The sequence below is a fragment of the Parafrankia colletiae genome (assembly GCF_001854655.1).
Lineage (GTDB): Bacteria > Actinomycetota > Actinomycetes > Frankiales > Frankiaceae > Parafrankia > Parafrankia colletiae.
Genome location: NZ_MBLM01000159.1, coordinates 1 through 21070 on the forward strand (window position 1 = coordinate 1; position 21070 = coordinate 21070).

At 68.6% G+C, this 21070-nt stretch carries 17 protein-coding genes, 3 tRNA genes and 2 pseudogenes; 15 read left to right on the forward strand and 7 right to left on the reverse strand.

What is annotated here, in order from left to right; genetic code table 11:
* The 6 genes from CC117_RS29245 to CC117_RS29270 form a co-directional block, all read left to right on the forward strand.
* On the forward strand, positions 1–605 hold a 605-nt coding region (locus CC117_RS29245), incomplete at its 5' end, for a hypothetical protein (RefSeq protein WP_206744825.1).
* Positions 606–644: 39 nt separating this feature from the next.
* Positions 645–1214, forward strand: a complete 570-nt coding sequence (locus tag CC117_RS29250; RefSeq protein WP_071084862.1) for a dihydrofolate reductase family protein — start codon at positions 645–647, stop codon at positions 1212–1214.
* Positions 1215–2137: 923 nt separating this feature from the next.
* Complete coding sequence (locus CC117_RS29255; protein ID WP_071090136.1) at positions 2138–3241, forward strand: AI-2E family transporter; 1104 nt, start codon at positions 2138–2140, stop codon at positions 3239–3241.
* A gap of 621 nt (positions 3242–3862) precedes the next feature.
* Positions 3863–4693: a class II glutamine amidotransferase gene (locus CC117_RS29260; RefSeq protein WP_071090139.1), complete on the forward strand. Its 831-nt coding sequence runs from the start codon at positions 3863–3865 to the stop codon at positions 4691–4693.
* Positions 4694–5161: 468 nt separating this feature from the next.
* Positions 5162–7024 (forward strand): glycoside hydrolase family 15 protein, encoded by a 1863-nt coding sequence (locus tag CC117_RS29265; protein WP_071090142.1) that lies wholly within the window; start codon positions 5162–5164, stop codon positions 7022–7024.
* Between the two features lie 39 nt (positions 7025–7063).
* Positions 7064–8518, forward strand: a complete 1455-nt coding sequence (locus CC117_RS29270; RefSeq protein ID WP_071090145.1) for an MFS transporter — start codon at positions 7064–7066, stop codon at positions 8516–8518.
* 18 nt (positions 8519–8536) lie between these two features.
* On the opposite strand, the gene CC117_RS29275 is transcribed toward CC117_RS29270, so the two are convergent.
* The 7 genes from CC117_RS29275 to CC117_RS29310 all read right to left on the reverse strand — a co-directional run bounded on the left by CC117_RS29275 (position 8537) and on the right by CC117_RS29310 (position 11228).
* Positions 8537–8920 (reverse strand): SHOCT domain-containing protein, encoded by a 384-nt coding sequence (locus CC117_RS29275; protein ID WP_071090148.1) that lies wholly within the window; start codon positions 8918–8920, stop codon positions 8537–8539.
* A gap of 251 nt (positions 8921–9171) precedes the next feature.
* The gene (locus tag CC117_RS39495) at positions 9172–9507 is read right to left on the reverse strand and encodes a hypothetical protein (RefSeq protein WP_241830535.1); all 336 of its coding nucleotides are present in this window, start codon (positions 9505–9507) and stop codon (positions 9172–9174) included.
* Between the two features lie 260 nt (positions 9508–9767).
* A complete protein-coding gene (locus tag CC117_RS29290) occupies positions 9768–10211 on the reverse strand; it encodes a hypothetical protein (RefSeq protein ID WP_241830536.1) in 444 nt (147 codons plus the stop codon).
* 138 nt (positions 10212–10349) lie between these two features.
* Positions 10350–10769 (reverse strand): hypothetical protein, encoded by a 420-nt coding sequence (locus tag CC117_RS29295; RefSeq protein ID WP_241830537.1) that lies wholly within the window; start codon positions 10767–10769, stop codon positions 10350–10352.
* Positions 10770–10773: 4 nt separating this feature from the next.
* A complete protein-coding gene (locus tag CC117_RS37115; protein WP_131803155.1) occupies positions 10774–10977 on the reverse strand; it encodes a hypothetical protein in 204 nt (67 codons plus the stop codon).
* A gap of 71 nt (positions 10978–11048) precedes the next feature.
* Positions 11049–11122 (reverse strand) — tRNA-Phe (locus tag CC117_RS29305).
* 31 nt (positions 11123–11153) lie between these two features.
* Positions 11154–11228, reverse strand: a tRNA-Asp gene (locus CC117_RS29310).
* Between the two features lie 438 nt (positions 11229–11666).
* Between CC117_RS29310 and CC117_RS29315 the strand changes: the two genes are divergently transcribed.
* The 9 genes and pseudogenes from CC117_RS29315 to CC117_RS29350 all read left to right on the forward strand — a co-directional run.
* The gene (locus tag CC117_RS29315; protein WP_071090163.1) at positions 11667–12140 is read left to right on the forward strand and encodes a WD40 repeat domain-containing protein; all 474 of its coding nucleotides are present in this window, start codon (positions 11667–11669) and stop codon (positions 12138–12140) included.
* 77 nt (positions 12141–12217) lie between these two features.
* Entirely contained in the window at positions 12218–12709 is a 492-nt protein-coding gene (locus CC117_RS29320; RefSeq protein WP_071090166.1) for an NHL repeat-containing protein, read from the forward strand.
* A gap of 162 nt (positions 12710–12871) precedes the next feature.
* Positions 12872–15289 carry a hybrid sensor histidine kinase/response regulator gene (locus CC117_RS29325; RefSeq protein WP_071090169.1) on the forward strand — a complete coding sequence of 806 codons (2418 nt, stop codon included), beginning with the start codon at positions 12872–12874 and terminating at the stop codon, positions 15287–15289.
* 107 nt (positions 15290–15396) lie between these two features.
* Positions 15397–16167 carry a hypothetical protein gene (locus tag CC117_RS29330; RefSeq protein WP_071090173.1) on the forward strand — a complete coding sequence of 257 codons (771 nt, stop codon included), beginning with the start codon at positions 15397–15399 and terminating at the stop codon, positions 16165–16167.
* Between the two features lie 116 nt (positions 16168–16283).
* Positions 16284–16356: transfer RNA gene (locus CC117_RS29335), tRNA-Glu, on the forward strand.
* 202 nt (positions 16357–16558) lie between these two features.
* A pseudogene (locus CC117_RS40730) lies at positions 16559–16929 on the forward strand (hypothetical protein); the annotation flags it as partial.
* A gap of 266 nt (positions 16930–17195) precedes the next feature.
* Entirely contained in the window at positions 17196–18281 is a 1086-nt protein-coding gene (locus CC117_RS29340) for a hypothetical protein (RefSeq protein ID WP_071090177.1), read from the forward strand.
* A gap of 104 nt (positions 18282–18385) precedes the next feature.
* Entirely contained in the window at positions 18386–20221 is a 1836-nt protein-coding gene (locus CC117_RS29345; RefSeq protein ID WP_071090180.1) for an Ig-like domain-containing protein, read from the forward strand.
* A 154-nt stretch (positions 20222–20375) separates the two neighbouring features.
* Positions 20376–20738, forward strand: a pseudogene (locus CC117_RS29350) (aldo/keto reductase); the annotation flags it as partial.
* Between the last annotated feature and the right edge of the window lie 332 nt (positions 20739–21070).

Sequence of the window (21070 nt, forward strand, 5' to 3'; positions counted from 1 at the left end):
CCGTTACTGCGAGGACATGTCCGAACGCGATGTCGCTCGCGCTACGCGCCCATCCACCGATCGGCACGGTTCCTGTCACCGCGGCGTTGACAGCCGGCCGCAGAACACGAGCACGCCGCCGCCTGCTCCGAGGCGGCGGCCTCGGCGTCGTGGTCGTCGCAGTTGCGGCCGCCCTCGCTCTGGCCGGCCTGAACGACGGTCAGTTCCGCCTCGTCGGTGACGGACTGACGCTGTCGAGCGGCTCGGGCGTAACCCAGGTAACGGACGACCGCGTCGACATGGGCGACCAGGTGACAGCCTGGCGGGCCGACGGCGACCTCATGATCGGCTACCTGAACGGTACCCACGCGACACTGAGCCCAGCCGACCCGGTCTACCGGTTCGGCTGGCACGACCTCGCACATGACAAGGTCGTACTCGGTCCGGCCGAGACACCCGACGGTCGGACGCTGGCCATGGGCCACGTCCGGGGAGAACCAGAGTCGGTGACGGTGAGCACCCCTCGGCAGACCTTCGAGGCCACGGTCGCCCGATCCTCGAGCCCTCTCAGCAGATCCGAACGGGGGACCGATGAGAAAGGACGGCGGCGCCGGTCTGATCACTGACCGCCGGATGCCCACGACCACAGCAGGGGAGAGCAACCCGTGAGACCGCTCCGATACTCGATCAACATCACCCTCGACGGCTGCTGCGACCACCGGGTAGGGATGATCCCGGACGACGAGTCGCATCGCTATTGGGCCGCCAGCCTGGAACGAGCCGATGCCCTTCTCTTCGGTCGGGTGACCTACGAGATGATGGAGGCGGCGTGGCGGCAGCCGACGACGGGAACGTGGCCTGACTGGATGGCCGACTGGATGGTCCCCTTCGCCCGGACGATCGACAAGGCAAAGAAGTACGTCGTGTCGGGCACCCTGGACCGGGTCGACTGGAACGCGGAGCTCGTGCAGGGTGACCTGGGGAAAGCCGTTGCGCAGCTCAAGCGGGAGCCTGGCAGAGGCCTCTTCGTGGGAGGCGTGACCCTCCCGCTGGCCCTGGCGGATCTGGGTTTGATCGATGAGTACGAGTTCGTCGTGCAACCCGTCGTGGCGGGCCACGGACCGACGTTGTTCGCCGGCCTGAGCGAGCGGCTCGAGCTGAAGCTCGTGGAGCGCCAGGAGTTCCGGTCGGGGGCGGTCGCCCTGCGGTACCAGCCCAGTCGAGCATCGTCCTGAAGACCCGAATCGCAGGCATCACCGGACCGCCGGGACCATCACCGTCGGCTGGAACCGGAACCCGGCGAGCTCCGACACCGGCGCCAGCGGAACGACCGCACCTCGACCCATCATCTGATTTCGACTCTGTGGGGAGCGCGCTTCAGGGAGCAGCGACTGGAGGTGGTGGCGAATGAGCCTCACCCTGACGACCGGCGGTGTGCGGGTCGGTGGCGGCTACGGCGGCGGTGCCGGGAGGTGCTCTCTGGGGAGTTCGCGGTGTCGGCCACGCGCCGCGGGAGGGGCGCGGGCCGGTGACAGGGGCTGGGTGTAGGAGAGCGTGGCCGGTGCCGTTCGGGGGTGCTGACCATTGTCAGTTCAACTACTTGCTGCTCCGCCATGGTGCCGGCGGGTCTGGGTGGGCGCTCCCCGGACGTCCCGACGCATCGCACCCTCACCAGAAGCGGACGGGTCGGACGCGGTACGCGACCAATCACCGGAAGACATCTTCGTCAGCAGGGATGTTGCACGAGCCCGGACCATCTTCTTCCTCGGGGCAGTCACATATCTGACCTTCGCGTTCCATGCCGCCGCCCCGAATAATCTTGTCGATGCCGATCTCGGCCCGGGTTTCACCGTCCTGCCCCTGTTCGTGTGCGCGTCACTCGTGCTGCCCATGACCGAATTGCCAATCCTTCTCACAATGTTCGCGCCGCGACGGACTGCGCGGATTCCTGCCACGTACAACGCGTGGACGAGGCGTCGCGGATGAGATACCGTCCTTCTGATTTCCGCGGCGAGCGGGCTATACTTCCTCGTTAATGGCATCGTGGGGCCTCTCGCGTCCGATTGATATTTCTTCGCGAGGTTCGCACCGGCCACAGCCAGAGTCAAATGATCATTTTGCCGAGCCTGCTACGCGAGCGCGAAGGGTCGGAAAATCGGTGCGGATTTCGTCAACTGGTGCCCCTACAGGTTTTCTGGCGCGCCCAATCGTCATTCTGTTGGGACTGGCGTCCATAGTTGTAGCCGCAGCCGGAATTCGGGCATTCCGGGACACGCTGGGCCCGACATTTCTGGCGTTGGTCCTCGTCGTCACGGTGCACCCGCTGCAAGTGCGTCTGCGCAGGCGCGGGGCTCCCGGATGGGTCGGCATCATCGCGGTGATGGCGACGATATATACGATCCTGGTCGGCCTGGTGGTTGCCCTGGTCGCGTCGACCGCTCGGCTGATCACGCTGCTGCCCGACTACGGGGTGCAGTCCGACAACCTGCGCAACCAGGCTGCCCAGTGGCTGGAGGGCCTCGGCGTCCAGCCCGAACAAGCCAGCGCCATGGTCAGCCGGCTCGACCTGTCCGAACTGTCCGGTGCGCTGCAGCACCTCCTTTCCGGGTTGGCCTCGGCGGGGTCAAATCTGGTTTTCCTCGTCACGCTGGTCTTTTTCCTGACAATCGACGGGGATTCGTTCTCCCGCCGGCTCGACGTCGCCGCCGGGTCACGGCCGCTCCAGGTCGGAGCATTGCGAGAGTTTTCCCTCAACACGCGCCGATATGTGGCTGTCTCCTCACTCTTCGGCCTGATCGTTGCCGCGTTCGACGTCTTTGCGTTGCACTTGCTGGAGATTCCGCTACCGCTGTTGTGGGGGTTGCTGTCGTTCATCACCAACTACATCCCCAACATCGGGTTCGTAGTTGGCCTGATACCACCCGCTCTACTTGGCCTGCTCGAAGGGGGCGTGGCCCGCATGCTCTGGGTCGTAGCGGTCTACTCGGCGATCAATATGATCGCGCAATCGTTCATCCAGCCGAAGGTCGTCGGCAACGTGGTAGGACTTTCCGCTACGCTGACCTTCTTGTCGCTGGTGTTCTGGGCGTTCGTTCTGGGCCCGCTTGGGGCGCTGCTGGCGGTTCCGATGACCCTGCTGGCCAAGGCCCTGCTCATCGACGCCGATCCCGGGGCCCAGTGGCTGCGTCCGTTTCTGGGCGACACGGCTGCCGAGGCCGCGCGGGGGGATGCCTCGACACCCGCCCCTCCAGGAAGGGAATAGGGTGGTTCTCATCGACAGACCGGCGAGAGGTCGACGGTGACCGCTGTTGCGACGCATCCTCCCGCCCTCGGTTCCACAGGAGCCATCGTTGTCAGGTCAGTCTCCGTGATCAAATTCTCGGCCCTTGGACAGAGACGGGCGAGGCGGGTTGGCAGCGGTGCCTGGGCAGGCCACGACCGCGACCGCGGAGTCCATATTGCTGTACTCCTGCCTCGTATGGRCCCGCCCAGTTGACCAGAGGAGAGGGCAGACGGCCGGGAAACCTCGACAACGGCTGCGTCACACCCGCGGCGCCGGGGTTTGATGCCAAAGACATCCTGAGGCGACGGCCAGGGTACGACGGTCCCGGGCTGAGGCGAGATGGCGGATTATCCTTTTCCGGCGACCACTTCATGACCATCGTGTAAGCGTTCGAGCAGGGCCGCAGGACGATCAGGGCCCTACTCAAACGTATTCAGCACCGACCCGGCATCATCGCCTACTTCCTCGGCGAAACCGGCCTGACCCTCGATCCAGACCCCTGTAGCCAGACCCTGACCATTGAAGATCTGTACTGGCGGGAAAGCCGCGGTTGTCTCGAGGCCGTGTGGGCACCCTTGCTGTAGCAGACCGGAGGGTGACATGTGCAGGTGGATGGGGTACCGGGGCGAGCCGATCGTCCCACGCGTGTTGTTGTACGATCCTGAGAGATCACTGATTGCCCAGAGCGTCAGACATGGGCCGGACCTGCTCGAACCGAACGGCGACGGGACCGGTCTGGGCTGGTACAGTCGGCGCAGGATCCCGGCCATCTTTCGCAGCGACTCACCCGCGTGGGGTGATGAGAATTTTCGGGAACTGGCCGACGAGATCTACTCCCCGATGTTCCTCGCGCACGTGCGGGCGGGTACCGGAACACCGGTACAGAAGACGAACTGCCATCCGTTCCGCTATCAGAAATGGCTTTTCGTGCACAACGGATACATCGACGGCTTCGACTTGATTCGCCGCGACCTGCTGATGGCCGTGCGCCCTGACCTGTTCAGTAACATAAAAGGCTCGACGGATTCCGAGGTAATGTTCCACCTTGCCCTGACGTTCGGGCTGGAGGAAGACCCCATTGGGGGGTTGGAACGAATGGCCGGTTTCGTCGAGAGCACCGGAACCGCCGCGGGTGTTGCCGAGCCCTTGCAGATGACGGTCGGGCTGGCCGACGGCGAAACATTGTTCGCGGCCAGATACGCCAGCGGACCGGTGGTCAACACTTTGTACATGAGCGAGGGCGTCGACGCAATCCGGATGCTCTACCCCGAGCACGAACGCCTGCGGCGCATACCCGCCGACGCCCGCGCAGTCCTGTCGGAACCGCTGAGCGAGCTACCCGGGGTGTGGCGGGAGATACCCCCATCCACGGCACTCGTCGTCACCGACACGCCACACCAGCGCCCCTTCCATCCGCAGTCTCCTGTGTAAGAAGCGTGAAGCTGCCCCGGTTTCTCGGTGGCGCCGTCTTTCTCTCGCTGCGACACGCCTGTCCACGGAAACGAGATTACTCAAATAGGACGCGGAATCTGTGGTGACGTACAGGTTGTGACATACCATCCGACGGCTGTCGCGGCGGCCGTCCCTGTCACCTGCGGTGAAGGTGCGGTGCTGGTCCACGGGACGGAGGATGGACGTTGGGGCCTGTCGGGCCTGCCGGCAGCAGGGGAGAGTTCGACAGTTACGAGCTCAAGATTGCGGTAGGGACCTTCTGGGCTGGAGATCCTTCAACTACGCATTTCACTCGTCGACGCAGCGAGGGTTTCCGCGGGCGTGTTCCTGAGTGCTGCAGGATCATGTCGCCGCCCTCGCGCGTCGCGGGCAACCAGGGCTGGGGCATGCCGTGGGCTCGGGCCGCCGGCATGCTCATGGTCCGCGACGACTGCGGGAGGAACCACCGTGAACGACTACCCACCGATCGCGGATCACGGTCTCGTGGGCGACCTGCAGACCGCGGCGCTGATCGCCGCCGACGGGACCCTGGACTGGTGGTGCACCCCGCGGTTCGACTCACCGAGCCTGTTCGCCTCGTTGCTCGACAGCGATCGTGGCGGTCACTGCCGCCTGGCCGCTGACCTCGGCGAGGCCGGTGGGGCCGGCGAGGTCTCTGTCCGGCAGCTTTACCTGACCGATACCGCCGTGCTCGTCACCCGGTTCATGGCCCCGGGCGGGGTGGGCGAGGTGCTCGACTTCATGGAGCCCGACCCCTCGACCACCCCGTCGGCGCGGCATCGGCTGATCCGGGTCGCCCGGGTGGTTCGCGGCAGTCTGCCCTTCGAGCTGCTGTGTCGGCCACGGTTCGACTATGGTCGCGCGTCCCACACGCTGCGCCATCTCGACGACGGATCGGTGCTGTTCCACGGCCCTGACACGGATCTTCACGTGCAGGCGACCGCCCCGATCGCGCTCCATCCGGACGGCCACGACGTCTCCGCCCGCTTCACCCTCGACGCCGGCGAGATGGCCGCGGTTGTCCTCACCAGCGAGAGTGGTGACGCCGCCGCCCGCGACGGGCGTCCCGGCGGTCCGCCACCCACCGTGCAGGCGATCATCGCTGCGTTCGACGCCTGCCGTGCCTTCTGGCTGACCTGGCTGCGCGCCTCCCGCTACCGAGGCCGGTGGCACGAGATGGTCACCCGCTCGGCGATCACCCTGAAACTGCTCACCTACGCACCCACCGGCGCTCCCATCGCCGCCGCCACGATGGGTCTGCCGGAGCAGATCGGCGGCGAACGCAACTGGGACTACCGCTACACCTGGATCCGCGACGCTTCCCTGTCTGTCCACGCCCTGACCACGCTCGGCTTCACCCGCGAAGCGGACGCCTACCGCCGCTGGCTACGCGAACGCCTCGACGCAGGCTGGACCGCGTCCGGCGAACCGCTTCAGATCATGTACCGCGTCGACGGGGAACCCCACCTGACCGAGGAGATCCTCGACCATCTGGAGGGCTACCGCCGCTCCGCGCCGGTCAGAGCCGGCAACGCCGCCGCCGACCAGATTCAGCTCGACATCTACGGCGAGGCCGCCTACGCCCTCGCCGAGGCGAGGGACATCGGCGGAATCCGCGGCTGGAACGCCTTCACCGCCGTCATCGACTGGCTCGCCGACCACTGGGACCGCCCGGACGAAGGCATCTGGGAAACCCGCGGTGGCCGGCAGAACTTCACCTACAGCCGCCTCATGACCTGGGTCGCCTTTGACAGAGCCATCACGTTCGCGACCGCCCATTCCCGTCCCGCCGACCTCACCCGCTGGCAGACGGCCCGCGACACCGTCTTCCGGCAGATCATCGACCGCGGCTGGAACGACAAGCGCCGTGCCTTCGTCCAGCACTACGACACCGACGTCGTCGACGCCTCCCTGCTGYTCATGCCCCGCGTCGGCTTCCTCGCCCCGAACGACCCCGACTGGCTGAGCACTCTCGACGCCATGAACGACGAACTCGTCAGTGACAGTCTCGTCTACCGCTACAACCCCACCGCATCCCCCGACGGCCTACGGGGCTCCGAAGGCACCTTCAACCTCTGCACCTTCCTCTACGTGCAGGCCCTCGCCCGCGCCGGCCGCCTCGACCAGGCCCGCTACGCCTTCGACAAGATGCTCACCTACGCCAACCACGTCGGCCTGTTCGCCGAGGAGATCGGACCGTCCGGCGAACAGCTCGGCAACTTCCCCCAGGCCTTCACCCACCTCGCACTCATCGACGCCGCGATCRCCCTCGACGAGGAGCTCGACCGCGCCGAGCACCTGGCTCGCTGACCGCCGGCGGCACGACGGAAAACGAGGTAGGCGGCGGCCATGACCGAACAGACACCCGACGCAGGTACCCACACCCACACCCCGCCGCGGCCGGCCGGCACCGACCGACGAGTCCTGGCACCGCTCGCGCTCGCGCAGTTCATCTGCAGCTTCGCCGGGTCGAACATGAATGTGATGATCAACGACATCAGCCGCGACCTCGACACGACCGTCCAGGGCGTTCAGGTCGCCATCACCGTGTTCCTCCTGGTCATGGCCGCGTTGATGATCCCCGGCGGCAAGCTGACCGACCGATTCGGCCGCAAACGCTGCTTCCTGGCCGGGCTCGCGGTGTACGGGACGGGTGCCGTGCTCAGCGCCGCCGCGCCGGGCCTGGGCGTACTGATTCTCGGCAACTCGATCCTGGAAGGTGTCGGTACCGCCCTGCTGATCCCCCCGGTCTACATTCTCACCACGTTGCTGTTCACCGACCTCGCCGCACGCGCCCGCGCCTTCGGAGTCATCATGGCCGCTGGCGGACTCGGGGCGGCGGCGGGCCCGCTCATCGGCGGCCTGATCACCTCCGCGATCAGCTGGCGCGCGGCAYTCGCTTTTCAGGCCCTGGTCATCGCACTCATTATCGTGCTGAGCCGGTCCATCACCGACCCGCTCCCGCCGGACCCGCACCGTCACTTCGACATCCCCGGCGCGGTCCYTTCCGCAGGCGGCCTCACCCTGATTGTCATGGGCATCCTCGCCACCGACAACAACCTGGCTCTGGCGGCCGCCCTCCTGGCCGCAGGCATGCTCGTGCTGGCCGGGTTCCTRCACTGGGTGCGCCTCGAGGAGCGAGCCRGCCGGGAGCCCCTRCTSTCCACCAGTCTGTTCCGCAACCGCGACTCGAACCTCGGCCTGGTCACCCAGAACATCCAGTGGTTGCTGCTCATGGGCTCGTCTTTCACCGTCGCCGCGTTCCTCCAGGTGGTACGCGGCTACGACGCCATCAAGACCGGCCTCATCTTCACCGCGGCCACTGTCGGTCTGCTCGCCTCGTCGCTTGCCGCTGAGCGGCTCGCGAAACGTCGCTCCCAGGGCACCCTGATCACGACCGGGTTCGCCCTGACCATCACCGGAATCATCCTCCTGATCGGCCTGGTCGCCGGATCACGCAACCCGTGGGCGTTCGCTCCCGGGCTGTTACTGATCGGTCTCGGCCTCGGCGTGATGCTCACCCCCTCGGTCAACGTCGTCCAGTCCTCCTTCTCCGAACAACGCCAAGGCGAGATCTCCGGCCTCTCCCGCAGCATCTCGAACCTCGGCTCCTCCTTCGGCACCGCCATCGCCGGAACCATCCTCGTCGCCGGCCTGACCACGAACGCCTACGCCACCGCCATGGCCACACTCGCCGTCATCGGCGTCCTCGGCCTGGTCGCCGCCGCGTTGATGTCCCGGACCGCCTCCAGGGCCGACACGCCCGATGGCGGCCGGCCCGATGTCAGCCGCCCGCACGACTGACTGATCTCACTTCGAGACTCAGGTCAGAACGCGGGACTTCGCCCGCTCGAATTCCTCCTCGCTGATCTCTCCGTTCCTCCGGAGATTGACCAGCTTCGCCATTTCATCGGCAACCCCCTGAGACTGCACCGCGGACGGCTGGAACGCTTGGTAAAAGGCCTGCTGCCGCTGCCGGTCCTCAACTGCCCGCTCGCCCATCGAATCGCCACGGAATATGGTGTACGCCAGAACACCCAGAAGCGGGAGGATGATAACGGCAGCCAACCATCCAGCCTTCCCCCAGCCGGAGAGGTCGCGACTGCGAAAAATGTCCGAGATAATAACGAAGAGCAGGTAAAGCCACAGGAGAAGCCCGAAGAACAGCAGCATCGTCCAGAAGGCCGACAGAAGCGAATAATCCATGACGAATCCCCCTTACACAGGCCGACATCAGATCTCAACGATGACTCTCGAGAGAGACCTACCCGAACTGCGCGCCATCACACGGTTCGCGGCTCTGACGGCGGAAAGAAGGAGAATCTGCCACAGCGCTGACGTGGATCAACGAGCATCGCCGGCACGTTCGGCGGGCCCCGGGCAGCTATGGAAAATCACCTGAACAAAGATCTCAAAAGTTACCCTACCGTGCGGATGACGGATAGGTCCTGTTCGTTTTACCAACTGCCGACGGTCGACCTTCCGGCAAAAAAGACCCCGATTCCGATCAGCTGCGAAAGAAACGTGAAATCTACTCCGATCTCACCGTAGTTCCGCTCCTTCTCGACGATCGACGCCGAGAAGAGCAGCCGGCTCGCCATCCCGAGGCCGGTCAGGCCGACCGTGGTGAACACGGCTGCGGGCAGGATGTCCCGCCAGCCCATCCGACCGCGGACGAGAACCCAGGTACCGCTCCAGAGCAGGAGTCCCATCGCGGCAGTGGCAATCAGACCCTGGCATACCTCGCCCGCGACCGTGCCGGTGAGACCCCCCGGTGGCGGTGGTACCGGCACGGAAAGAACAGCATCAGGATGAGCGCGGCGAGTGTCATCGCACCGATTATCAGGTCGCTCTCCCGCAGCTGGCGGGCCAGGTCCTCCGCCGCCGAACCGCGCCATCTGTCCCGAAAGCCACCGCGCGGTTTCGGTGCCCGCCCGACTGCGCACAGCCACGTGAACAGGGCGAGGCCGTCGGGGGCCATGCGTTCAGGCAGCGCGATGCCCTTCCAGTTCTGCAACTGGCGGACGTAGAAGTCGCGGCCGCTTGGGCCAGGTCAGGCGGAGTCTCCGCCCTGGGCTGTGTCGTCGCTGTCGTCGCTGTCGTCGTGGAGCGAATCGACGATCTCTTCGAGGAGGAACTGGACCTTTGCATCGATCGGGCGGCCGCGGTAGACGGACTGGACGAGGTCGAGGCCTTCGCTGACGGTGGTGTAGCCGAGCTTGCGATAAAGGAACGCGATGTCCTCGGCGTCGGCTTCGACGCGGGCTGCGAACAGCTTCATCGCGAGCAGGTACTCGGCGGAGGCAACGTCAACGGCGAGGTGGTTGGCCTCGAAGTACCTGGTCGCGGCCGGATCCGGGCCGGGCAGGAAGCCTTTCACCGCGTCGTTGAGCCAGTCGGCCGGAAGAGCATGGCGCTCAGCGAGCGCGGAGGCCGCGGCGCGGACGACGTCGGTTGGCAGGAAAACGGCATCAAGATCGCGGGTGGATCGGGTCACGTCGTAGACGAGGACGAGGGCGAGGGCGGCGCCGACGACGAGAAAAGGTCGGCCTTTGCGCCGCGCCGGCCCAGTTCGTCGTTGAGTTCCTGGAGCAGACTGGTGATCGACTCACGGCCGAGACCCGGGCTGGTCATGTCACGCCCGCTGGAGCGCGCCGCCGGTGATGAACACGCCCCGTTTGCGGAATGACAGCGGGGACTCGACCAAGGCCCGAGGATGGAGGCCCTTCAGCGTGGTGACGAACCACCAGGGCACTGCCTCGAGTGCCGGGTCGCGCACCCATGGGGGGGTCTGCCAGCCGTCTCGACGGGCGAGGTGCTCTCCAAGCGCGGCGAGCGCCGCATCCACTCGGCGGTCGCCGGACGGTCGTGGGCGGTCCACCCACATCGCGCTCGCTGCTTCAGCGCCCTGGTGGCGCAGCACGCTGGTGTAGTCGTCGAGCATCTGTATAACTGCGTGCCGCCAGATGTCCTGCAGGCGGGACTCGGCCGCGACCATGCCAACCGCGACCGCTGCGGCGTCGTCAACGGTCCGGAAGGCGTGYAACGAGTCCACGTCACTACAGTACGCCGTTGATCATGTCGTCTGCATCGCAGAGGAGAGTCCACTCGCGCTCCTGAACCCCACCGGAGAGCCCACCGAGGTCCTGACCGGCATCGCCGATCTGGTCGGCGGACTGCTCTGGCAGGCCGTCCAGCACGAGCGTGACGACGGCGACGGCGGGCCGTCCGGGGTGCTCGCGCCGACGGGGTAACAGGTACAAACGAGACCAGGACTGAGACCACGAAGCCCGCCGATGATCTCGGCGGGCTTCGTTTTACCTGCTGGTGTGGGTGGGCAGGGGCGGGGTCGAACCGCCGACCTTCCACTTTTCAGGCGGACGCTCGTACCGACTGAGCTACCTGCCCATGTCCTACTTTGTGACACTCACGTACAACGCGGTCCCGACGGGATTCGAACCCGCGACCTCCGCCTTGACAGGGCGGCGTGAACTCCAGACTTCACCACGGGACCATGTTTGTCTTCAGTTGTCCGCCGCCCATCCTAGAGGATCGAGCGGCTTTGCTCCAAGCGACTTCCCTGGCGGACCAGGTTGGCTGCTGTCGAACTGGAGGTCATGCTACAGGACGCCGCGCCCCATCCGGGCGCTGGGGGCCAGGAAGTTTTGGCGACGTGGCACGAGCCCGCGGTGATCCGCTCCGTGTCGAGAGGCGGTCGGCGCCTGCGCCGCCGGGTCGGCCGGAGCTCCGCGAGCCGCGAGAGGAACGAGACGTCCGCGATCTTCGTAGTGGGCCCCCTTCCTCGCGAGGGTGGACGGATCCGGCGACACTGCTGACCGTAACGATCGGATCCTGTCGGCCAGGTGACTGCCGTTCGAAGATCGGTGCGTACAGAGAACAATCGGTCACGATTACGTGATTTCGATCTGTTCGCCGAGAAGCGGGTGAGTTCATGGCATCCCGGGTGCCCGGCCGTGAGGCGGATGTCGAGGTGTACGGGCTGGCGTTCGACCCGGTGGCCGACCGTCTGGCCGTCGGTGGCTACGGGGACACCGCCTACCTGTTCGACGTCTCGGACCTGGGACGTCCGGCGAAGGTCGGTGAGCTGTACCTGCACCTGGCGCCGGTGGTGGCGCTGGAGTTCGCCCCGGACGGTCAGTTCCTGGTTGCCGGGGACAGGGGCGGCTCGGCGCTGGTCGAGCGGCTGGCCCGGTCGTCCGGGGCGGAGGCCGGGGTCGGCGCGATCGCGTTCGCCCGGGACGGGGAGCGTCTGGTGGGTGTCGTCTACACCGAGCCGGGTGTGGTCTGGGATCTCGACCTCGACCGGGTCCAGGCCCGGATCTGCGAGCGGGCCGGGGTGGGCATCACCGAGTCCGAGTGGCGCCAGTTCGTCCCGGATCTGTCCTACGATCCGCCATGTGACTGACCGCCGCCGTCGGCGAGTCGAGGCGGCGCTGCCCGGCTACCAGGTGCTCGGCGTCCTCGGGTCGGGCGGCTTCGCAGGTGGTGTACGAGGCCCGCCACCTGCGGCTGGAGCGGCACACGGCGATCGGACGTCCCGCAGCGCTCGCGGCGGACCGGCAGGGACGCCTGTTTCTCGCCGACCCGGAGCACCGGCGGGTGCGCTGCGTCGAGCCGGACGGGCGCATCCGGACGTTCGCCGGCACCGACTACGGAGGCCGGCCCGCTACCGAAGGGGCCGCCGCGGCCAGCACCGACATCGGTACCCCGACAGGTGTCGCGCTCGCCGGCGACGGGACCGTCTACCTGGCCGACCCGTCCGGCCATCGGGTCCTGGCGATCCGCGTGGACGGAACCGTGCGCGTGGTGGCGAGCGCACCCGGCCCGGCGCCGTCGCCCGGCCCCGTGCCGGTGCCGGTGCCGGTGCGGGATCCCAGACAGGTGGCCGCCGCGCCGGACGGCCGGCTGTTCATCGCCCAGCCGGGCCGGCGCCGGATCACCGTCATCGCACCGTCATCGCCCCCACCAGCCTGAACGCCTGACGCCATCCGTCTGACACAGAAGACCACAGCTGGGACCACAGTGGTCTGTATTCCGTCCGAACACGGAACGGAGCAGGATGGGCCTCGTGGGGGATTCCGTCACCAGAAGTGCCTACTCGCGTACGCAGCTCACTCCGGGGCGAGGCGCCGACCCATGAGCGGCTCGGCGACGGCGACGCTGGCGAACGCCGCAACGACCCTCGCGTATCTCGCGATCTGCCTGTCGATCGCCCGCGGCCTGCGGCACTCGGGTCAGTGGCGTAACAACCCRCTCGGCCTGGCGACAGCCGCGATCTTCTTCACGTGCGCGATCGGCCACGGCTCGCACATCTTTCACGACCCGCACGGCACCAGCCACGGCGGGCACGGCATCGCCGGCGGAACCGGCCTCGGCGGAACCGCCACGTCCACCGGAACCGGCACGTCCACCGGAACCGGGGTGGCGGCCGAACCGAGCCTGATCGACATCCACTTCCTCGCCACCAGCTGGGACGTCCTGACCRCCACGGTGGGCATCTGGTACTGGACGTTACGCGGCAGGTTCCCGGCGCTCGTCCGTGGCGCCGCCCTGTTCGAGGATCTCCGGCTCCGAGAGGCCACCCAACGGACACTGCGCGAAAGCGAGGAGCGCTACCGCGAGATCGTCGAGACGACCTCGGACGGCGTCGTCCTCCTGAGCGCCACCGGTGAGATCACCTACTGCAACACCCAGTTCGCCGCACTCGTCGGGCGGCCCGCTCCCGGCACTCCGTTCGTCGACCTCGTTCTGGACGTCGACCGGGCCGAGGCTCTCGACGCGCTCGACGCCATCCGCGGCGGCGCGGCCCGCCGGCTGGAGGTGTGGCTGAGACACAGTGAGGCACGGAAGGTCTGCGCCCAGGTGGCGCTGACCGCCCGGGTCAGCCCCTCGGGCGCCGTCGACGGGACGCTGGTGATCGTCACCGACGTCACCGAGCAGAAGAACATCGAGGCCCAGCTGCGCCAGGCACAGCGGCTGGACGCCCTCGGGCAGCTCGCCGGCGGCGTCGCGCACGACTTCAACAACCTGCTCACCGTCATCGACGGGTACGCCACCCTCGTGCTCGCCCGCAACGACCTCGACGGGGGCGTCCGCCAGGACCTGACAGCCGTCCGCGACGCCGCCGCGCGCGCCACCGGGCTGACCAGCCAGCTCCTCGCCTTCTCGCGGACGAGCGACATCCGGCCCGGGCCGGTCGACCTGAACGACCTGGTCCGCGGGCTGGAGGCCATGCTGCGCCGGCTCATCCGCGAGGACATCGACCTCGTGGTCATCCCCTCGCCACGGCCGGCCGTCGTCCGGATCGACCGGGGCAAGCTGGAGCAGGTACTGGTCAACCTGGTCGTCAACAGCCGCGATGCGATGCCGGAGGGCGGCCGGCTGCTCATCCGGGTCGACCTTGTCGACGAGACCACACCGGCGCACGGCTTCACCACGCGCCGCGGCACACTCACCCAGCCGTTCGTGCGCCTCACCGTCGCCGACACCGGGCACGGCATGCCGGACGACGTCCGTGCCCGCATCTTCGAGCCGTTCTTCACCACCAAGCCACCGGGCAGCGGCACCGGGCTGGGGCTCGCGACCGTGTACGGGATCGTGCGGCAGGCCGAGGGCACCGTCGGCGTCGACTCCGTGCCGGGACTCGGCGCCACCTTCCGCGTCGACCTGCCGGCGTCGTCCCACACCCGCCCGGACAGCCCTGCCGGCGGCCCGCCCGGCACCGGCACCGGCACCGGCACCGGCACCATCGAACTCACCGGAGTCGGCGGGACCGCCAGAGCTGTCGGAACCGTCGGGGCTGTCGGAGCTACCGGCGGCGCTTCCGACGCCCCGGAGACTTCCGACGCCGGCGTTTCCGGGAGGGTCGTCGGAGCTGCCGGTCAGCTGGCCGCGGGGGCGTCGGAGGGCAGCGTCGCCAGCCGGCGGCCGGCTCACCCGCGGGAGATCACGCCGACGTGGCCGCTGCCCCGTGACGACCGCCCGCCCGGTCGCCGACGGGCGACCATCCTGCTCGCCGAGGACGACGACGCCGTACGCGAACTCGCCGAACGGGTCCTGCGGGCCGCCGGCCACCTCGTGGTGTGCGCCGCGGACGGCCGGATGGCGATCGATCTGGCCCGCGGCCTGACCTCCGTCGACCTGCTGGTCACCGACGTCATCCTGCCCGGCCGCAACGGCCGCCAGCTCGCCGAGGAGCTGACCAGGATGTTCCCCGGCCTACCGGTCGTGTTCACGTCCGCCTACAGCCGCGGCGTGCTCGCCGGCCACGGCGCCAGCCTCGGAGTCGACTACCTGCCCAAGCCGTTCACCCCCGACGCCCTGGCGGAGGCCGTCCGCGTGGCGCTCGACGCTCCGGACCCACTGAACGCACTCGACCGCCGCGATCCGCCGGACCATTCGGACCCGCGGAACCCGCCGGACGGCCGCCGGTCAGGCAGCCACTTCCAGCCAGGACCGGCGGCGGGCTTCTCCTCCGCCCGGATTCCACCGATCCGCCCACCCGGCACACCACCAGGACGACACAAGGAGCGACGAGCCAGGCGCGGCGCGTAGTCAATGGGCTTTCGGTGGCCTCTTCCCATCCGGACAAACTTCGCCGCTCCTCACAGAGGGCGCCGTTTCGCCTCCGCGGACGGTGCGGAAGGCATGAGAATGGAGGTGTGAACAACGGGAGCGCACTGACGCGCGCAGCCGTGTCCAACTTCGTGCCCAGCATCCACGCCTTCGAGTTTGTCAATGCGTTCCCCCGCCAGCCGGTCCTGCGGATCCCGGTGGCCGGCCTGGGCTCGATCCCGATCGGGGACGCGAGCCGAGGCCTGTGCGGCGGAATGATCTATACCGTGCGGGACCTGTTCGAGTTCGGCCTCGCACCCCCGCCGGCGTCCAGCCCGCCCGCCGCCGAGACACCGCTGTACCGCTACCTCGTAAGGCGGCTGTTCGACAGCTTCGACGGCCCCCGCGGGGTCTACCGCTACTACCGCCTGATGAGCGCCGCCGACACCGACACCGAGCTCGCCCGCGGCCGGCTGCGGCTGCCCGGCGCCTCGTCGACCAGCGTGGCGAAGGAGTGGCCGCTGATCCGCCACGACCTGGACCGCGGCCTGCTCAGCCCGCTCGGCATCATCACCACCCGATCGGCCGACCCGATGCGGCTCGGTCTGAACCACCAGGTCCTCGCCTACGGCTACGAGCAGCGGGGTGTTCGGGTCACCCTACGGGTCTACGACCCGAACACCCCGCGGCCCGCCGCGGACGACGTCACGCTGTCCTTCGACGTCCTCGGCTCGGCAGACGCCGCCGCGCCGCTGCGCATCGATCACACGATCGCGATCGGTGGACGTCCCGTCCGTGCGTTCTTCCGCTCCCGCTACCRCCGCGCCGACCCGCGGCCCGCGCTCACCCCGGGCTGGGAGATCCTCCGCCGTCGCTGAGCCGGGCTGATCCGTGCCGCCGGCGGCGTTTGTCGGCGGCACGGCCGATCGCCTATGCTTACCGGTGTTCTGATGCTGGGCGCTGCGGTGGTCACCCACCTCATCCCCGGTTCGTGGCCCCCATCGTCTAGCGGCCCAGGACGTCGCCCTTTCAAGGCGGTAGCACGGGTTCGAATCCCGTTGGGGGCACACCAAGGTAGTCAACTTGCTACTCAATGCACTTGGTGGGCTAGTTGGGTCAGTACTTCCTCACCCGAAGAGTCACCGCAACCGCATCACGCGTCCGGTTCAGGCGACGGCAGTCCTGCGCGCGATGAACCCGGTCCCGCACCCTGCACGGGTTCGTCACCTCCCGGGGCGAGAGATGCACTAGCTTGATCTTTAACCCCATCACTCGTCCTACCTGGAAGGCCCGCCGCTCGCCGTCGTCGGGCAGCTCGGGCCGGGGGAACGCACCCCGGTCTTCACGGTGGGACGCAGCTGGGACCGCCCGAGCTGGTACCTGCGCCTCCCCTGCCGCCCGGCGCGCCCTGGGCGGGCATCGTGCGGGTCGAGTGTGGTTCCGGCACGACGGTCACCCACGCCGTGGAGCTCGCCGACCTGAGCCAGGCCACCCTGCTCCGGTTCGCGTCCCAGGAGTTCAAGGACGCCCGCGCCCCGCAGAACCTCTACCCCATCGCCGGCCTGGAACGAACGCTGCGCCGCCGGCTGGATGATCCGGGGCTGCTGTACCGCGCCCTGCGCCGCGGCGCTACCGCCTGACCCGCCGATTCAGCGCGTCGGTGTGTCGGTGTGTCGGTGTGTCGGTGTGTCGGTGTGTCGGGCTGACTCTCGTTCGTCCTTGCTGCGGAGTCGACACAAGGGGGTACAAGTCCCGTAGATACGGTCTATAGTCATCAATCTCTCCGCACTCGCGGACTGGTGCAGCGTCGCACACCCTGCGTTTCACGCACAGAAGTCGATCGCCGGTGTGGACGGGCACAGCCGCTCGCTCGCGCACCCCTGATGCGAAGGCCATGAAGAAAACCATGACAAGGCTGTTTGACCTGCCCCTGTACAAGGCCGGCGGTGCGGTACTGGCCCTCGGTGCCGCGCTCGCCGTGGCGTTCCCTGCGGCGGCACACGCCAACACCGTCGGCGTCACGGTGAAGACGCCAGGGGCCACCAGCGGCCCCGGGGCCGCCTTCGCCGAGATCTCCACGCATGCGGACTGCGCCAGCGGCCTGGCCTTCGGCGGCGGAATCAACCAGGCCATCGGCACCGGCATGGTGTCGAACGGCAACCACGTCAACGGCACCTCGCCGAGTCCCGACGGCAGCACCGAGTACACCGGCTCGACCGGAGTCGTCGGGACCGATGTGACGCACTGGCTCGGTATCGGCGGAACGGGCGGCGCGTTCGACGCCGCGTTCTCCAGCACGCCGTACGCGATGTGTGTGACCAGCGACCTGATCGATCACACCCAGGTGGTCATGAACAAGGTCGCCGGCCCGGCCAGCGCGTCCACGGTGGGCYTCGTGACGGCGGTCTGCCCACAGGACACGATCCTGCTCGGGGGTGGCGCGCGTGCCACCCCGGCGAGCATCGGCAGCCTCAAGCCGATCGCCAGCTTCCCGACCTTCAATGATTCCACCCACAGCTATGGCCAGATCGCGGCAGGCAACGGAGAGACCAATCCGAACGCCTGGACGGCGGTCGGGTGGAACGGCGGCGGGGGCAACAGCGGCAACACGACCTTCGCCTACGCGATCTGCAGCGGTGACGAGATCGATGTCAGCGGAGTCACCGTGACCGTCCGGTACAGCGAGGTGAGCGGTCCGACGTCCGCGACCTCCGGCCAGACCGCCACAGTCGGCTGCGGCGGTGAGGACGGCAAGCTGATCAGCGGTGGCGCCGCCGTCAGCGGCGGCAGCGTGACGACCACGGCCTTCACCGGGCCCGGCTCGGGCGGGACGCACCTCAACGGCAGCTACCCGAGCAACTCCGGCGGGGCGGCCGTCTCCGACGGCACCACGACCGCGGCCTACTGGACGGCGTACAGCCACACCGGCGGCGCGAGCTCGCCGAACACCTATACCGAGGCCTGGGCCCTGTGCGCCGACGACGGCGTCTGACACCTCTTCCACGCCCCTGACCCGGTGTCTGTTCGTCCCTTTGTTATCTGCGGTTTCACGGGCCCAGGCGACAGTGCCCGGGCCCGAAAAGGCGGTGCACTTCCTTGAAGCGTGGTCCACTCATTCGCAGGCGCCGAACCACCGGCACAGCCGGTGCTCTGATCGGCGTCGTCGCGGCGGCCGCGGCGGTTCCACTCGTACTTCCCCTTGCCGTCGCCTCGGCGGCCGAGACCGGTAGCGGTCTGGCCGCCTGCGGCACGACGGGTGCTCTCACCACGGTGCAGGCGCCGGCGTGCGTCTACACCGGCATCGGCACCGACACGTTCACCGTCCCCGACGGCGTCACCAGCGTGACCATCGACCTGTACGGCGCCGAGGGCGGAAGCGCGGCCGGGTACGTCACCCCGAACCCGGTGAACGCCGGTGCACCGGGCGGCCTCGGCGGGCAGACCCGTGCGACCGTGGCCGTGAGCCCGAGGCAGGTACTGCAGATCACGGTCGGCGCGGCCGGTGTGCCCGGGTCGTCCCGGCGCGGCGAGTTCGCCCGCGACGGCGGGATCGGGCACGGAAGGGGCGGCGGCGGGGCCCACGGTGGCGGCGGGTCCGGCGGCGGCGGCTCGGACGTGCGCGTCGGGGCCTTCGGCCCGAACGACCGCATCATGGTGGCCGGCGGTGGGGGCGGCGCCGGCAACGGTGGCCCCCTGCTGCACGGCGGTGACGGCGGCGGCCTGGCCGGCGCGGACGGCGGCGAGGGCGGCGGCCCCGTCGGCTCCGGGCTGGCCGGCAAGGGCGCCACCCAGACCACGCACGGCGACGCCGGTAGCCGGAACTCCACCATCGGCGCCCCCGGCGGCGCGGGCGGCGACCTTGACCCCTTCACCAGTCAGGTCAACCCGGGCAGTGGCGGCACCGGCGGCAACGGCGGCGCCGGCGGCAACGGCGGTGGCGGCGGCGGAGGCGGTTACCGCGGTGGTGGCGGTGGCTCCGGCGGCGGCAACCCGGGCAACCTCTACGGCGCGGGCGGCGGCGGAGGCAGCGCGTACGCCACGCCGACGCTGACGGACGTCTCCCTCGTGTCGGGTGTCAACCACGGCAACGGGCACGCCACCGTCTCGTTCCGCCACGGGTCGTCGGTCTCGCTCGGCGCCAGCACGTCCACACCGCTGTTCGGGCAGGCCGTGGACCTGACCGCCACCGTGGCGTCGACGCCCGCGGACGCCGGCACCCCCACCGGAACGGTCACCTTCCTGGACGGGGACGTCACTCTCGGAACGGCAACGCTGGTCGACGGGACCGCCGGTGTCAGCCTGCGCGGGCTCCAACCCGGCACGCACACGATCACCGCCAGCTACAGCGGCGATGAGGCGCACGCGGCGAGCCTCACCACGGCTCCGACGACTGCCACCGTCGGCTTCAGCCAGYCGTGCGTCACGACGGCACGCAGCGGCCCGCTGACGGTCGCGGCCGGCCAGGCCCTGTGCTTCGGCCCCGGCGGCCGGCAGAGCGGGCCGGTGACCGTGAAGGCCGGCGGAGCATTGGCCCTCTCCGGCGCCACCCTCGCCGGGCCGGTGACCGCGGATGGCGCGCTCGCCGTCTCCATCTGCCAGACGGCGATCAGCGGCCCGGTGACGATCAGGAACAGCAGCGGCTTCGTGCTCTTCGGCGCCGGCCCGGGCGATGCCGTCCCCTGCGCCGGCAACACCGTCAGCGGACCACTGACCCTGACCGGGAACTCCGGCGGCCTGGAGGCCTCGGGCAACACGGTCGGCGGACCCGCGAAGGTCACCGACAACAGCGGCAGCGGCCTGCTGCCGGGCGACGCCGTGCCCGGCTTCAGCTACAACCAGATCACCGGCCCGCTCAGCTGCAGCGGGAACGAACCGACGTTGCAGCAGGTCGGGAACACCGTGGCCGGCCCGCGCTCCGGCCAGTGCAAGTGACACTGATGATCGGATGACGTAGCTGAACGGACGGCGCCGTCTCACGCGGGCGGCGCCGTCTGATCGGGCGCGTCAGCATTCGATGAAGTTCACGGCGAGGCCGCCGCGGGAGGTCTCCTTGTACTTGTCCTTCATGTCCGCGCCGGTCTCGCGCAGAGTGGATCGCGGCACGCCGATCGAGGAGACCGCGCAGGCGGTCGCCGACCTGATCGCCCAAGGCAAGGTGGGGCACTTCGGGCTCTCCGAAGCGTCGCCGACGACGATCCGGCGTGCGCACGCTGTGCAGCCGGTGTCGGCGCTGCAAACGGAGTACTCGCTGTGGACCCGCGACGTGGAGGCGGAGATCCTTCCACTGCTGCGCGAGCTCGGGATCGGCTTCGTGCCCTACTCGCCGCTCGGCCACGGCCTGCTGACCGGGCAGATCCGCTCCGTCGAGGACTTCGCCGATGACGACTGGCGCAGGACCAACCCGCGGTTCACCGGCGAGAACTTCCGGCGCAACCTGGCCATCGTCGACACCGGTCGACATCGGATCGGAAGCCGATCCGTGAACACCGACGGGACGGCCGACAATGCCGAACCCATTCGGCCGTCAGCACAGCCGCACCGCAAGCTGTTGCCATCTGTTGCCGCCACCCGYAGCAGCCAGGACTGCGTCGCCTCAGGCGCCGTTGGGGTGACCGCCCGCGCGTCCTGCCGATGAGCGCGGTACCCGCATCGGCCGGAGGCCGGCAGTCCGAGCTACTGCAGATTCAGTAGGACGACCTCCGCCTACTGCGAATGGTCGTCACTCAGTGCGCTCACTTCGTCCTCAGGGTCGCCGGATGGGCTGCGGCGCGCCGGGCCTGC

What these genes read in the sequence shown, in the direction of transcription:
- CC117_RS29260 (WP_071090139.1), top strand. Translation starts at nt 3,863, where the DNA reads ATGTGCAGGTGGATGGGGTACCGGGGCGAGCCGATCGTCCCACGCGTG.
- CC117_RS29275 (WP_071090148.1), bottom strand. Translation starts at nt 8,920, where the DNA reads ATGGATTATTCGCTTCTGTCGGCCTTCTGGACGATGCTGCTGTTCTTC.
- CC117_RS29315 (WP_071090163.1), top strand. Translation starts at nt 11,667, where the DNA reads ATGGCATCCCGGGTGCCCGGCCGTGAGGCGGATGTCGAGGTGTACGGG.